The organism is Moorella glycerini (assembly GCF_009735625.1).
Lineage (GTDB): Bacteria > Bacillota > DSM-521 > Neomoorellales > Neomoorellaceae > Neomoorella > Neomoorella glycerini.
The window spans coordinates 1642734-1657516 of sequence record NZ_CP046244.1 but is presented as its reverse complement, the minus strand read 5'-3'; the positions used below and the strand labels follow the sequence as shown (position 1 = coordinate 1657516).

The 14783-nt window shown below is 54.3% G+C and carries 16 protein-coding genes; 3 read left to right on the top strand and 13 right to left on the bottom strand.

The genetic code is table 11. The annotated features are described in order from the left end of the window. The first annotated feature begins 56 nt into the window (after positions 1 to 56). The 3 genes from MGLY_RS08260 to paaI all read left to right on the top strand — a co-directional run bounded on the left by MGLY_RS08260 (position 57) and on the right by paaI (position 1993). Positions 57 to 1199, top strand: a complete 1143-nt coding sequence (locus tag MGLY_RS08260) for a glycerate kinase (RefSeq protein ID WP_156272975.1) — start codon at positions 57 to 59, stop codon at positions 1197 to 1199. 61 nt (positions 1200 to 1260) lie between these two features. Then, positions 1261 to 1503 (top strand): hypothetical protein, encoded by a 243-nt coding sequence (locus MGLY_RS08255; protein ID WP_156272973.1) that lies wholly within the window; start codon positions 1261 to 1263, stop codon positions 1501 to 1503. 67 nt (positions 1504 to 1570) lie between these two features. Then, entirely contained in the window at positions 1571 to 1993 is a 423-nt protein-coding gene (gene paaI / locus MGLY_RS08250) for a hydroxyphenylacetyl-CoA thioesterase PaaI (RefSeq protein WP_156272971.1), read from the top strand. A gap of 46 nt (positions 1994 to 2039) precedes the next feature. Here paaI and MGLY_RS08245 read toward each other — a convergent pair whose 3' ends face one another. The 13 genes from MGLY_RS08245 to MGLY_RS08185 form a co-directional block, all read right to left on the bottom strand. Further along, the gene (locus MGLY_RS08245) at positions 2040 to 2489 is read right to left on the bottom strand and encodes a GatB/YqeY domain-containing protein (RefSeq protein WP_156272969.1); all 450 of its coding nucleotides are present in this window, start codon (positions 2487 to 2489) and stop codon (positions 2040 to 2042) included. Positions 2490 to 2839: 350 nt separating this feature from the next. After that, positions 2840 to 4747 (bottom strand): aldehyde ferredoxin oxidoreductase family protein, encoded by a 1908-nt coding sequence (locus MGLY_RS08240; RefSeq protein ID WP_156272967.1) that lies wholly within the window; start codon positions 4745 to 4747, stop codon positions 2840 to 2842. 126 nt (positions 4748 to 4873) lie between these two features. Next, entirely contained in the window at positions 4874 to 5137 is a 264-nt protein-coding gene (locus MGLY_RS08235; RefSeq protein ID WP_170290976.1) for a MoaD/ThiS family protein, read from the bottom strand. Between the two features lie 70 nt (positions 5138 to 5207). Continuing rightward, the gene (locus MGLY_RS18775) at positions 5208 to 5633 is read right to left on the bottom strand and encodes an FGGY-family carbohydrate kinase (RefSeq protein ID WP_156276299.1); all 426 of its coding nucleotides are present in this window, start codon (positions 5631 to 5633) and stop codon (positions 5208 to 5210) included. A 74-nt stretch (positions 5634 to 5707) separates the two neighbouring features. After that, positions 5708 to 6739: a zinc-dependent alcohol dehydrogenase gene (locus tag MGLY_RS08225; RefSeq protein WP_156272963.1), complete on the bottom strand. Its 1032-nt coding sequence runs from the start codon at positions 6737 to 6739 to the stop codon at positions 5708 to 5710. A 15-nt stretch (positions 6740 to 6754) separates the two neighbouring features. Then, positions 6755 to 7534 (bottom strand): class I fructose-bisphosphate aldolase, encoded by a 780-nt coding sequence (locus tag MGLY_RS08220; protein ID WP_156272961.1) that lies wholly within the window; start codon positions 7532 to 7534, stop codon positions 6755 to 6757. 23 nt (positions 7535 to 7557) lie between these two features. Then, on the bottom strand, positions 7558 to 8499 hold the full coding sequence (locus MGLY_RS08215; RefSeq protein WP_156272959.1) for an ABC transporter permease: 942 nt from the start codon (positions 8497 to 8499) through the stop codon (positions 7558 to 7560). Next, positions 8474 to 9574, bottom strand: a complete 1101-nt coding sequence (locus MGLY_RS08210) for an ABC transporter permease (protein WP_156272957.1) — start codon at positions 9572 to 9574, stop codon at positions 8474 to 8476. The genes MGLY_RS08215 and MGLY_RS08210 overlap by 26 nt, the downstream gene beginning before the upstream one ends. 15 nt (positions 9575 to 9589) lie before the next feature. After that, positions 9590 to 11104 carry an ABC transporter ATP-binding protein gene (locus MGLY_RS08205; RefSeq protein WP_156272955.1) on the bottom strand — a complete coding sequence of 505 codons (1515 nt, stop codon included), beginning with the start codon at positions 11102 to 11104 and terminating at the stop codon, positions 9590 to 9592. A 68-nt stretch (positions 11105 to 11172) separates the two neighbouring features. After that, positions 11173 to 12210 (bottom strand): BMP family protein, encoded by a 1038-nt coding sequence (locus MGLY_RS08200; protein WP_156272953.1) that lies wholly within the window; start codon positions 12208 to 12210, stop codon positions 11173 to 11175. 140 nt (positions 12211 to 12350) lie between these two features. Then, positions 12351 to 12968, bottom strand: a complete 618-nt coding sequence (locus tag MGLY_RS08195) for a flavodoxin family protein (RefSeq protein WP_170290975.1) — start codon at positions 12966 to 12968, stop codon at positions 12351 to 12353. Between the two features lie 25 nt (positions 12969 to 12993). Next, positions 12994 to 13593, bottom strand: coding sequence for a flavodoxin family protein (locus MGLY_RS08190; protein WP_170290974.1), 600 nt, complete (start codon positions 13591 to 13593; stop codon positions 12994 to 12996). A 23-nt stretch (positions 13594 to 13616) separates the two neighbouring features. After that, on the bottom strand, positions 13617 to 14396 hold the full coding sequence (locus tag MGLY_RS08185) for a GntR family transcriptional regulator (protein ID WP_156272947.1): 780 nt from the start codon (positions 14394 to 14396) through the stop codon (positions 13617 to 13619). Between the last annotated feature and the right edge of the window lie 387 nt (positions 14397 to 14783).

Below are 14783 nucleotides of genomic sequence, written 5' to 3'. Positions count from 1 at the left end.
TTTTTATTTTCCCGGCGAATATTTACAGGGAGGTTCTTGCGACTGGAGGTAAAAAAATGAAGCGCATTGTCATTGCCCCGGATTCCTTTAAAGAAAGCCTGGATGCTCCCGCAGTTGCGGCGGCTATAGCTGAAGGTATCAAGCGGGTTTTCCCGGAAGTAGAAACCGTCACCGTACCCATGGCCGACGGCGGTGAAGGTTTAACGACCACCCTGGTAGCCGCCACCGGCGGGCGGGCAATCACCACCACCGTCACCGGTCCCCTGGGGCAACCGGTCCGGGCCGCCTGGGGTATCCTGGGGGATGGTACCACTGCCGTGGTGGAAATGGCCCAGGCCTCGGGCCTGCCCCTGGTACCCCGGGAAAAGCGCAACCCCCTGTTTACCACCACCTACGGTACCGGTGAACTCATCCGCCAGGCCCTGGACGCCGGCTGCCGGCGGTTGATTGTAGGCATCGGCGGCAGTGCTACCAACGACGGCGGTGCCGGCATGGCCCAGGCCCTGGGGGTAAAGCTCCTGGATGCTGGGGGGCAGGATATCAAGCCGGGTGCCGCCGGGCTGGAGGAACTGGACCACATCGATATCCAGGGCCTGGACCCGCGGGTAAAGGATGCGGAAATCCTGGTGGCCTGCGACGTGGATAACCCCTTATGCGGTCCCCGGGGAGCCTCGGCCGTCTACGGTCCCCAGAAGGGCGCCCCGCCGGAGATGGTCCCCCGCCTGGATGCCGCCCTGGCCAGGCTGGCGGATATCATTGAACGGGACCTGGGGAAAGACGTCCGGGAGCTGCCCGGCGCCGGTGCTGCCGGCGGCCTGGGGGCCGGCCTGGTAGCCTTCCTGGACGCTAACTTGCGGCGCGGCATCGAGCTGGTGATGGAGGCCGTAGATCTGGACGGCTTCCTGGCCAGAGGCGCCGACCTGGTCATTACCGGCGAAGGGGAAATCAACCGCCAGACGGCCTACGGTAAAGTTCCCGCCGGCGTCGCCCGCGTAGCCGGGAAATACGGCATCCCGGTGGTCGCCCTGGTAGGCTCCATTGGCGAAGGCGCCAGCACCGTCTATGACCACGGCATTAAAGGTTTTATGAGCATCGTCCCCCGGCCGGTACCTTTAGCCTACTGCCTGGAAAACGCCGCCTCCCTCCTGGCCGACGCCGCCGAACGCCTGGTGCGGCTGTTGACTGTGATGAATAAATAAGAGCATTAAAAGGCCCCCTCCCCGGCAAAACTAAGGAAAAAGTCAGGAAGGAGGCCCTTTGATGCCTGATATTGCCTTAAGGATGGGTACCGCCATTACCAGCAACGACCTGGCCCGGGTGCGGGACGTCCTGCCGCGCCTGAATCCGGGGGACCACCTGACTATTACCATAGAGGCCGCCGATGCCCACCAGGCCGACCTGGTATTAAAGCTTTTAGCGGACCACGGCCTCGACTACCAGAGCCGCGGTGATAGCGATGGCAGGACGTATCATGTTATAGCCTGCCGCCAGGAAACGAGTTGAAAAGGGCAGCCTTATCCACAAGGAACCTGCCTTCTCCATAACTTCCATTTACGGGGGAGGAGTTGTTGTGGATTCCCTGGAGGAAGTCAGGGCAAGATATGATGCTGATACCTTTCCCCGCTCCCTGGGGATTGAACTCCTGGAACTGGCCCCCGGCTATGCCCGGGTGGCCATGACCCTCACAGAAAACATGGTCAACTTCCACGGCATCGGCCACGGGGGTGCCATTTTTACCCTGGCCGATACGGCTTTAGGGTTAGCCAGCAATTCCCGTGGTGACCCGGCCGTAGCCCTGACGGTAACCATCAATTACCTCAGCCCGGCCCCCGTAGGAACCAGGCTGGTGGCTACTGCCGAGGAAGAGCACCTCACCCGGCATACCGGCGTCTACCGGTTGACGGTTACTACCAGTAACGGCCAGAACATTGCTCTGGCGCAGGGTACCGTTTACCGCCAGGCTAAAAAACGGTGCCCGGAACAGTACAGTTAAAATGACCGGGGGCTGGCAGCGGCCCGGATCGTCCTCTGGTCCCGCTTCAACTAATACCAGCCCCCAGTAATTCCCTTACCATTTCGCTGGCCTTCTTGCCGTCGGCCCGGCCGCGGATTTTCGGCATCAAGGCGGCCATTACTTTCCCAATTTCCTTGCTTGATTGCGCCCCTACTTCGCTGATGGTTTGCCGGATGACCTTTCTAAGTTCGCTATCGCTCAGCTGCTGTGGCAGGTAGTCTTCCAGGACCTTGATCTCGGCCTCTGTTTGCCGCACCAGGTCTTCCCGTCCCCCACGGGCGAATTGTTCCAGAGCTTCCTTTCTCATTTTTATTTCCCGCTGGATAACGGCAGCCATTTCTTCGTCCGCCAGGGGATGCATTTTTTCAATTTCGGCGTTTTTGATAGCGGCTAGAACCATGCGGATAGTCTGCAACCGGATTTTATCATGGCTTTTCAAGGCTTCTTTCATGTCCTGCTGGAGCCTGGCCTTCATATTATTTAATCCTCCCCGTTTCCTGGTAATCTGCCTAATATAGTAAACCATCACCCGGCGAAAGTCAATTTATGGTGGGCTTACCCCTCAGAATTAAGTATAATTAAACAGCCGGCCCCGGACCCTCTCCGCTTTCCCTCCGCTTTCTCTCCGCTTTCTGAACTATAGTATCATAAAGTAGGATTTAACACGGAAATCATCGCCGGCGCCGGCTAAAGTCACGCACCGTCCTGGCTATTACCTGGAGGTTCCGGTTAGGTGTCCGGAGGGGGACGGCGCACTCCGGAGTGTACTACCGCCCCTATGAGTAGTCAAGGCAGTTGTGCCTGGCGGGTAGGGAGAGTTAATCTCTAAAAGGTTTCTGAACCGTACCCGGGCAAGTCCCTGACCAGTTCTTCCAGGCCCAGCTCCTTTAACCTGGTGGCGGTGGGGATACCCTCCCGGGTCCAGCCGCCCAGGGCGTAGTATTCATCCAGCATGGTGTCCAGGTCAATAGTCAGGCCACAGCGGGAGAGGCTGGCTTTATCCGCCGGCACCCTTTCAATCTCTTCCGGGTTGGCATAGACATCCAGGGGTTCCTGCAAGGAGCGCGGCGGCAGGTAGTCGTCTTTACGGCTGAAACCGTGGCGGACGTTATACATCCTTTCCAGGTTGACAATGCGCTGCCCGATCCGCATGATTTCGGCGTCGCTAATGGGCAGCCCCAGGGCGCGCAGGCCTCCCGCCAGGTCGGCCGGCAGGATGGCATAGGTTTCCGTAAAGGCGAACTTGCAGATGCCGGCGGCGTCGGCCAGGGCGTTACAGGCTTCGGTAAAGCGTACCATTTGGGCTTTGAATTTTTCCGAGGTTACTTCCATGAGTTCCGGGCCGCACTCCGGCAACACTTTGGCGGCCACGTCGGTCATCCCGGCTACGTCGATGGTCGGCAGGGCGTAGAGATGGTCGGCGCCGCGGTTGCTGGTGGCGTGGCCCAGGCCGAAGGCCTTCAGAACCCGGCCCTCCTGGCGCGGCAATTCCACCCCTTTGACGTGCATGGCAAAGAAATCACTACCACGGCCCAGGCGGGAGCTGGCTACCTTAACTCCATCGGCCAGGAGGTCACCGGTGCCCCGGCGGTAGGCAATATCTTTAATAAGACCGATAATGGTTTCCGGGTCGCCCCATTCCAGGTTGTATTGCCGGTCATGCAGCAGGCCCCTTTCATGGGCTTCCATGGCAAAGGCGATGACCAGGCCGGTGGATATGGTGTCCAGGCCCATTTCATTACAGAGCTTGTTGGCGTGAATGACCAGCTCAATATTGCCGTTCCAGAGGTTGGAACCGAGGGCGTTGGTACTCTCGTACTCTGGCCCTTCATTTACCGGCGTCTTGAAGGGGCCGTCCGGGATCTCGGTGATGCGGGCGCAGCGGATGGGACAGGCGTAGCACCCCTGGGTTTTCACCGTATAACGGGCCACGGCCGCGGCGTTAATCTCTTTTGCCAGGGGGAACTGGCCCCAGCGGTGGTTCTTGCTGGGCATGTCACCGCTCATGTTCTTCGCATCAATCAGGCAGACGGTACCCCACTTGCTGTACATTTGGCTCTCGGGGTGGTTGCGGACGGCCGCCGTTACCCGGCGAACCACCTCCTTGAACCCCGGCGGGGTTTCTACCCGGTGGTTGCCTTTAACTACGATGGCCTTCAGGTTCTTGGACCCCATGACGGCCCCCATGCCGGTACGGGCGGCGGCCCGGGCGTAGTCATTAATAATCCCGGCGATGCGTACCAGGTTCTCGCCGGCCGGGCCGATGGAGGCTACCCGGCTGCCGGGGTAGCGCTCGCGGAGAATCTTTTCCGTAGTCCCGGTTGTCTGGCCCCAGAGGTCGCCGGCGGGAAGTATTTCAATGTGGTCGTCCTCGATATGCAGGATCACCGGGCTGCCGGCCCGGCCGCGGCAGACGATCATGTCGTAACCGGCTTTACGCAGCTCGGGACCGAAGAAGCCGGAACTGTTGGCGTAACCATAGGCACCGGTGGCTGGCGATTTGGCTGTTACCGTATAACGGGCCGCCGAGGGCCAGGACGTACCGGTCAGGGGCCCGGTGGAAAAGATGAGCAGGTTTTCCGGGTCAAAAGGCCGGATCTCCGGGCCGACGTGATCGTAGAGCACTTTAGCTGCTAAGCCGCGGCTGCCCAGAAATTTTAATAAATCGTCTTGCGGTGTTGGTTGAATTTCGATTTTGCCGGTTGTTAAGTCTATCCAGGCCGTTCTGGCCATGAGGAGCACCCCTTTCCCAAGCTACCATTACCCTTCAAAAGGGAGATGCCGCGGGATAAGCCCGCGGTAAAAGAGGTCCATATCTTGGCGGTGATTGCCAAGAAAAGTCCCTGCCAGGAAGGGCATTTACCCCCCGCTCATGATACTAAAGATATCTACCTGATCGCCGTCACGCAGGTAAATATCGTCCCACTGCTCCGGACCCAGGCGCCGCCCGTTGAGGGATACGGCCAGGATTGCCGCCGGATCTTTCCCGTCCAACTGGGGATATCTTACGGCTAACTGCTGCCATAAGGCTACCAGGTTTGCTGGAGCTTCCAGGTCAAGGATTACCTTCATTGTGCCGGCGGCAGCTTGAAGAAAACCATAAAAGTTTACGTGGACCTTCATATAATCCCACCTTAATATATACCGTCTGAATTCGATATAAGTTAAGGAAATCCTGCCGCCTGGCGAAGATTTATAACTTAAGAAGGCTTTGGGCAGCATGGTTAATATCATGATTTGTATAAAGACGATCTAAACTCTGATTTAATTCCCTGTAAAAACTAAAAGCCTGCTGGTAGAAGGTAACTTCCCGGGGCCGCGGTGTATGCCACCCCCGGACTGGATTCCACTTTTCCCGGAGGTCTTTAAAATCGGAATAAAGCCCCACGGCGTAACCAGCCAGGTACGCCGTGCCTAAAGCAGTATTGTTATAGTGGTTAAAAGCGATTTCCCGCTCCAGGACGTCGCTGATAATCTGTCGCCAGATGGCATTGCCGGCGCCGCCCCCTGCTATTATCAGGCGCGTTACTTTATTTTTTACGGGTAGATACCCGGACTTGAACTCGTAAGCTAGTGCCGGCCCTCTGCGTTCTGGATAAGGATAGCCGCAATATAGGATGGCCGGGCTTAAAGCCCCAGGGTACCGATATCAATTCCCAGCAGATAGGGCAAGGTAATCGCCTGCCTTAATGTTTAGTCCGTAAAGGTTAGCACCACCCGGAAGGTTTCCGGCCGGATTGCCTCTTGAAAGGCGGCGTCTATTTCCTTAAAAGGAAAGCAGCTGCTGATTAAATCTCCTACCTCCACGAGTCCCCGGGATAAAAGGGCGGCTGCTTGCCGGAAACTTTCCTTATCATGGCGGATGGAACCGGTCAGGGTGTATTCATGGTAATGCAGGTCATTGGGATTGAGGTTCAGGGGTGTAGCCGGGTGAATGGAGCCGTAAACCACCAGGGTGCCGCCTTTTACCAGCAACCGGATCCCTTCGGCCAGGGCCGGCGTACCGCCGGCGGTAAAGAAGACTGCTTCGGCACCCCGGCCGGCGGTGAGTTTTTTCACCTTGCCGGCAAGATCTTCCCGTAAAGGATCAATGGCAGCAATAGCACCCAGTTGGAGAGCCTTTTGCCTCCGGGCGGCATCGGGTTCGCTGACGATCACCCTGGCTCCTTTGAGGCAGGCCAGTTTTAAATGTAAAAGACCCATTACCCCGGCGCCTAGGACGACGGCCGTATCACCGAAACGCAGGTTAGCGCGGTTGATGCTCCTGGTAACGCAGGCCAGGGGCTCTGCCAGGGTAGCGTGGACGAAATCAACTCCGTTGTCCAGGGGATAAACTTCATAACCCCGAACAATAATATACTCGGCGAACCCCGCCGGTCCCCAGTATTCGCCGGGGATTGATTTTTCCCCGGCATTGGCGCACAGGTGGTCCAGCCCCCGGCGGCAGAAATAACACTCACCGCAGCGGGTCAGGCTGGCCACGGCCACCTTTTGACCGGGCGGTAGCTTTTCTGCTACCTGGTCACCTGTGGCTACCACTTCGCCAGCGATTTCATGGCCGCCCAGGAAAGGGTATGCGCCTTCAACACCTTGATAAAAACGCTGTTCCCAGGTACAGATGCCGCAGGCCTTGACTTTGACCAGCACTTCATGGGGACCTGGCTCCCTTAAGGGTACTTCTTGTAGTTCAATGGCCCCGGGGCCTACCATTACTGCCCTTAACATTTTTATCCTCTCCCATTAGCAGTGAATAATCGCCAGGGCGTCTGCCACACTGGCATTTTCGTGAATCAGGGCGGCCAGGGCTGCAGCCATTTTTTCCGGCCGGGGATGCCCCCAGACATTACGGCCAATGGCTACGCCGGCGGCCCCTGCCTCCAGGGCATCCTTTATCGCAACCAGGAAAGATTGCTCATCATCGGTTTTAGCTCCTCCCAGGACTACCACTGGTACAAAACAGGTTCCTGTCACAGCCTGGAAGCCTGGCTGGTAGATGGTCTTAATGATATCCACTCCCAGTTCGCTGGCAATCCGGGCGCCCAACTGGATGTTGGCCAGGGTACGTATGCCGGGGTCGCTATCGAAACCTCCGGGGGAGATCTCCCCGATCAGGGGCAGGCCCCATATATCGCACTGGCGGGCTATGGTGGCTAACTGCGGCAGGGTGGTTTCCTCTACCCCTTTTCCGGGACCGGCATTGACAATGACAGCATCGGCCCCCAGGCGGAGGGCCTCTTCTACCCCATAAATCAGCTGGCTGGTGTGCCCCTGTCCCAGGATAGTCGGGGCCAGGTCCAGGCGCAGGATGAGGCTTAAGCCAGCCAGTTCCCGGGCAAACTGCCGGGCGACGCCGTAATTGACGATGACGGCGTCAGCACCGCCGGCAGTAATTCTGGCGATCGTTTCAGCGGGATGCTCCAATCCCGGCGGCGCGCCGGCGTTGGTGCCGTGATCCATGGCTACGATAAATGTCCGACCATCAGGTTTAAATATGTGTTGCAAGCGACGGGTTTTGTCCATCATTTTTCCTCCTCGGCAAAATTTTAGCGTTCGTCCCGGATGTATGGTATTCCCTGGGAACGGGGAACAAAGGCCGGTCCCGCCAGGAAAACCAGGGCCGCCAGGGTTACGACATAAGGTAACATGAGAAATATGTGGTGCGGTACGGGGATGCCTATGGCCTGCATCCGCAACTGGAAGGCATCGGTAACCCCGAAAAGGAGGGTGGCAAAAAAGGCGCCTATAGGGTTGTAACGGCCGAAAATTACGGCAGCGAAGGCGATGAAGCCACGGCCGGCAGTCATATTATCCAAAAAGTAGCGCAGCCCGCCTACCGTCAGGCTGGCTCCCCCTAGAGAAGCCAAAATGCCGCTGATTATAATACAAAGGTAACGAACAAGGTAAACATTAATTCCCAGGGTATCAGCCGCTCGCGGATGCTCCCCTACAGCCCGAATCTTTAGTCCCCAGGTAGTATGAAATAAGATAATATAGGTTACGGGTACCATCAGGAGGGCGGCGTAGGTAAGTATATTATTATCAAAGAGCAAGGAACCCAGTATTGGGATCTTATGCAGGAAAGGAATAGGGATCTGGGGCAAGCCGGGGGACTCAGGCTGTTGGGTAACCACCCCAATGATAGTCCTGTACAGGGTGCTGGTGATTCCCAGAGCCAGGATATTTTCCCCCACGGCGGTAATTACCTGATCGCAGCGCAGGGTCACAGTGAAAAAGGCATGGAGGATCCCCATGATCAGCCCCAGGACAATCGCGGCCAGCAGGCCGGTATAGGGATTGCCGGAGTAATAGGCTAAAATGAAGGAACCAAAGGCTCCAAAAAGCATCATACTTTCCAGGCCGATATTTAAAACTCCCGTACGCTCGGCATAGATATCGCCCATGGCTGCCAGCAAAAGGGGTGTTGTCATTCGCAGGCTGGCTATGAGAAAATCAAGAGAACTAACTGCGGCCAGAATGGCTGCCATTTATTTTCCCCCCAAACCACACCTGAAAATATACCTTACGGGCTGCTGTGGCACCAATAATACTCAACACCGCCAGGGCCTGGATTATATAAACAATGGCTACCGGAACACCTGCGGATATTTGCATGGAATTGGCCCCATTACGTAAAGCTCCGAAAAAGAGGGCCGCCAGGAGGGTGCCAAAGGGATGCAGACCCCCGAGGAGGGCCACAGCAATAGCGTCATAGCCATAACCCACCATAAAATTCTCCAGCAAACGGTGCTGGACGCCTAAGATTTCCGAACTACCGGCAAAGGAAGCCAGGGCCCCGCTGGCTGTCATGACCAGGATGATAACCTGCTTTACCTCTACCCCGCCATAACGAGCTGCCTCCCGGTTTGTACCAACGCTCCTGATTTCGTAGCCCCAGGTAGTATGCCAGAGGATATAATAAATCAGTAAAGCAAATATAAAGACCAGGATTAAACCGGCATGCAGAAAGGTGCCGGGCAGGATGAACGGCAGCCAGGCGCTCCTGGCTATTAAAGAGCTCTGCGGGGCCGTTTGATTGGGTTCCATCAGGAAGTTATTTACTGCCAGGCCTACCAGGTTAATGCCGATATAATTCATTAAAATTGTAATCAAGATTTCGTTAAAATTACGGGTTGCTTTCAGGTATCCGGGAATAAAAGCGAATAAGGCGCCCGCCACCATGCCGGCGAATAAAGCCAGGGGCAGGTGGATAAATACCGGCAAACCCGGCATACTTACCCCCACCCAGGTGGAGGCCAGGGCGGCAACGTAAAGCTGGCCTTCAGCACCAATATTAAAGACGCCACCGCGATAAGCCAGGGTTACTGCCAGGCCGGTAAAGGCCAGGGGAATGAAGCGCAGCAGGGTAAAGGTAAAGCTATCCAGATCACCGAAAGATCCCAGGAATAGTTCTTTATAGGCGGCCAGGGGATCTTTGCCCTGCTGGAATATGACCAGGGCGGCAACGGCAAAGCCGAAGATGATACCCAGGATAGGAGTTAGAATGGCCCCCCATCCTTCACGGTTGAAAATTTTGAGCCAGGCTGAAAGTCTTGTGTTCATTTTATCCCCTTCTTATCAGGCCGGGCGCCGGGAACCAGCCATCATTAAACCAATTGTTTCGAGATCAACCTGATCGCCCTCCAGTAGACCGACTATCTGGCCTTCATAAAAGACGGCAATGATGTCGCTGAGTTTCATAATTTCCTCCAACTCGGTAGAAATATAAAGGATGGCGGCGCCGCGCTCCCGATGGGCTAAAATTTGTTGCTGGACAAATTCGGTGGCCCCTATATCCAGGCCACGGGTGGGTTGGACGGCGATGAGCAGGTCGGGCTGGCGGTCCAGTTCCCGGGCCAGAATCAATTTCTGCTGATTTCCTCCTGATAGGAACCTGGCCCGGGTAGAAATGCCGGGGGCACGAACATCATATTCCTTAATTAATCTGGCAGCGTGATTTTTAATAATATCATGCTGAACCTTGATCCCCCTGGCGTAGGGCCGGCGATAATATACTCCCAGCATGGTGTTTTCCTCCAGGGAGAAGTCAAGAATCAACCCGAGTCGCTGGCGATCCTCGGGGATGTGGGCCAGGTTCAGGTTATATAAAGCCCGCGGAGGATAATTGGTAACATCCCGCCCCTTGAGACGGACCCGGCCAGCGGTGGCCGGACGTAAACCGGTGAGGACTTCGGCCAGCTCGGTTTGACCGTTGCCGGCAACGCCGGCAATACCCAGGATTTCACCCCGGTGGATGCGGAAAGAAACTCCCCGGAGGGCCGGCAGGCCGCGGTTATTTAAAGCATGCAAGTCTTCAACTTCCAGGATGACCTCTCCTGTTCGGGCCGGAGTCCTGGTCATTTCCAAGGTAATGTCCCTGCCCACCATTAAACGGGCCAGGGTTTGTTTATCAGTGCCTGAGGTTGGCAGGGTTTGAACAACCTTTCCATCGCGCATCACGGTGACCCGGTGGGCGACGGCCATAACTTCATCCAATTTATGGGTAATAAGAATAACTGCCTGCCCCCGGTCTGTTAACTGGCGCAGGACTCGGAAGAGTTCCTTAACTTCGCTGGGTGTCAACACGGCTGTGGGCTCATCCAGGATAAGAAGCCGGGCTTTACGGTACAGGGCCTTCAGGATCTCCACCCGTTGCTGAACGCCTACCGGAAGTTGCCATATCTGGGCGTCCAGTTCAACTTGAAGACCGTAGGCCTGCATCAATTCCGTGACTTCCGTAGCCACCCGTTTTTTATCTAAAAATGGTTCCCTGCTGGAAAGCAACCCCAGCATGATATTCTCCAGTACCGTAAGATTATGCACGAGCATGAAATGCTGGTGAACCATCCCGATGCCAATATTGATGGCGTCGCGAATGGAGCGAATCTTTATTTCCCGCCCCTGCCAAAAAATCTGGCCGGCATCAGGGGTATACAGGCCATAGACGCAGTTCATCAGGGTGGTCTTTCCCGCACCGTTTTCGCCCAGCAAGGCGTGTATCTCGCCAGGTAAAATTTCTAAATTAACTTGATCGTTAGCCCTGACACCGGGAAAATATTTACAAATACCCTTAAGTTCCAGCAGAGCAGCCATGGCAAAGCCCCTCCGGACAGGTAGGTTATTGCGGGCGGGAATGCTCCCGCCCGCCTTCCAAATCTGTTCTATAGTTTCCCTTTAAGCTGAATCTTGCCGTCAATAACATCCTGGGCTGCTTTAGCAACTTCATCCTGGACTTCCTTCGGGACTTTGTTGCCGTATTTACCTATATATTGAACTTTATCCTTTAACCCTAACTGATAAACTTGACCTTTGAACTGGCCTTCTTTAAACTCTTTGACTGCTGTAAAGATCAGTAAAGATACTTTTTGAACGGCACTGGTCAACACATTATCGGGTGCCTGGTCGTAATAATCGCCGGTCCAGCCTATAACCATGATGTTCTTCTCTTTGGCAGCCTGTACCACGCCAAGATTGCCGGCGTCACAGTTGGTTACAATAACATCAACCCCGCTGGCAATTTGCGCCAGGGCCGCTTCTTTGGCCTTATTAATATCTTCCCAGCTACCGGTATAAGCGATAGTTACGGAAACATTGGGATTGAGCTTTTTAGCCTCTTCTTCCAGGTTGTCAAATTCAATCTGACCGGTGGGGTCTTTGGTAGCGGTAACAATACCGATTTTATTGCTTTTAGTAGCTTTGGCGGCCACAATGCCTACCAGGTAACCGAGTTCCCCGTATTTAAACTGCAACGATGCCAGGTTGGGGCCGGTTACGTTGGTCCCTACGCCAGCAAACTTGACGTTAGGATATTCCTGGGCGACCTGCTTTAAGGCGTCGGAGAATTCGAAACCATGACCGATAACAACGTCAAATCCTTTCCGGGCATACTCGCGCATGATCTGGACCTGGTCGTTTTTCTTGACGTTTTCCGTAAAGGCGACCTCGGCTCCCAGATCTTTCTGGATCTTCATCAAACCTTCGTAGGCACTCGTGCTCCAGCCGCCATCACTGGCGGAACCGGGTAAGAGCATGGCGACTTTAAAAGTCTTTTGTACCTGCTGGTTACCTTCGCTTTGCCGGGTCTGGCCTCCCCCGGCACTTTTATTGTCGCTTGCCTTGCTGCCGCCGCAGGCCGTCAGCCCGGTGGCCAGGATGGCGATTAGGATAAGCAACAACAGGTTTTTGATAAACTTTACCATATTAAGCTTACCTCCTTCTTTTTCGTAATCGCAGTTCCAGCCATGGGTTCCTGTTGCCCAGATTAACCTAACTTAAATTAATTCCCCACCTCACCTCTTTAACTAATTTTGCCAGGCCATTTTTATATCTCAGGGGTAGTTCATAGACCCCTGGAGATAGCCAGTAAAGAAGTTATACAAGCTACACGCCGTCCGATGGCGCGGACAGCATCCAAACCCAATTCATCTTCACGGGCCCCGGTAGCTAACCGGTCCTGGGACCAAACGGCAGCGCCGTGATTCTGGAATTTCCCGCCCCCCACAACAACCATTCCTTCTGAGAGGCAGAAATTAAGAATGGCTCCTAAAACTATTTCCTGCCCGCCGTTACGACTCCCTCCCACTGCAATGGCACCGGCCACCCTATCTTCAAGCCTGCGGGGTACGGTTTCACATAACTCTTTAAAACGCATGCGAAAACGATTAAAGAGCGCTGCCAACTGGGCAGGTATATTCATATCGTATACGGGGGCACCGATGATATAGCCATCGGCCCGGAAAAAAACATCAATAATGGCTGCGGCATCATCTCTGTGGATACACTGGCCGGTTTTCCGACAGTGATCACAGTGGAGACAGGGTTTTATTTCTTTACCGCGCAGGGAGATGAACTCAGTTTCTATTTCAGGGAGGGTGGCCGCCGCAGCCAGAGCCTCCCTGACGCAGAAGGCGGTTGCAGCTAGCCGCGGGCTGGCGCTAAGACCGAGTATTTTTACCATATATTTTATTCCCACCTTTAGTAATTCAAGCAAAAATCCCATTTAAAATCCTTTTCCCAAACTCCACTCCTTTCGCATAAGCTAGAGTTAGAATTGCCTGATTCTCTTTTACAGGACGATAATCTGTTCCTGCATATAATACCTTATCGGCAAATCCGACATTGAGATCGTTAAACAGCAGGCCGATGACTTCTACCTGTTTGTTAAAGGTTTCCGGCCCGAAGCTTCCGGTAACGCCCACCATCATCCCCAGGCGTCGATCCGGTAAACGGCTAGGGAAACTGTTTCGACCATCCGGGTGTCTTACGACTTCCACATAGCGGTAACAACGATCAATGAAAATTTTTGTCTGGGCCGTAATATCACCGTAAAAGGTGGGTGTACCGACGACTATTCCCCGGCACTGCTCGATGGCAGTATAGAGAAGGGCCATATCGTCTTCCTGGCGGCAGGAATAATGTTTACGGCAGTAGTTGCAGTATTGACAGGGGTGGATGCGCAGGTCGTTTAAATAAAATTTCTGGACGCGCAAGCCCGCGGTTGCCACTCCGGCTAACACTTGATCTACCAGCAGATCAGTATTTCCTTTTTTCCGCGGGCTGCCTACAAGACCGATAACGTCCAACCCCTTCTCCTCCTCCTTGAATTTCACTTGGGGGCAACGCCCCAATCCTTATAGAGAGTAACTTCAAAAGCGTAACGGTCACTGCGGTACCAGGATTCCACAAATTCAACAGGTGTACCATCGGCCAAAAAACTCAGACGGTAGACATAAAGCAAGGGGTCTCCTGGACGAATTTGCAGGAGGCGGGCTTGCTCGGGTGTTGACCTGGTGGCTTCCAGGCGCTGCTGGGCCCTATCCAGGTGAATATCATATCGTTTTTCCAGTACGGCATATAAAGAATTATTTTCCAGGTCTTCTGTTTCCAATCCCGGGCAGAGGGGTTGGGGCAGGCAGGCAACCTGGATGACAATGGGCTCTGCATTAGCATAACGCAGGCGCGTGATTTGATAAACTTTTATGCCGGGTGAAAGATGTAATTTGCTCCGCAACTCCGGGTCGGGTATCACCTGCCTTAATCCAAGGAGTTTACTAGAGGGGCGAATGCCACGTTCCCGCATATCATCAATGAAACCCGTAAGTGGCGCATAACTGCGTTCGATTTTGGGGCGGGAAACAAAGGTACCCTTCCCGTGCACCCGGTAAAGATAACCCTGGTTCACCAATTCACTAATAGCATGACGGGCAGTCATACGACTAACCCCGTAATTTCTTGCCAGGGTTTCTTCGGAAGGCACCCGGTCATCGGGTTTGAGCTCATTGTTAAGTATCTTTTGTTGCAAGTCATGTTTAATTTGATGGTAGGCCGGCACCGGCCCTTCGAGGTTGACCACGCTGTCACCCCAATTACCAAGATGACTAGACACGTATATACAACATATTTTACGAAAAGTTTAACTCTCTTTTTTGCTCCTTGCAACAATAAATTTGGCCATAAAAAAAGATATAAGTCCAATTATTTTCCTGGTACAAGCATAATACTTCATTATACGGATAGTTATATTAATTTTCTCCTGTGACATACAGGCAATATAATGGAAAGTTCCCGCTGGTACATAACCATGGCAGGAAAAACGCGCGGCAGAAAAATTTAATCAAATCCAGGTTTATCAAAGCTTTTCGCTCATTGAAGAGTTCCAATATTGAAGAGTTCCAATCCGGCACAATCTCAGTAATACCTCGGCCAGCTTCTGCCGTATTCAAGGCAACCCGATCGACAAGGGTCGGGCTGTACACTCTGAACCGTACACAAA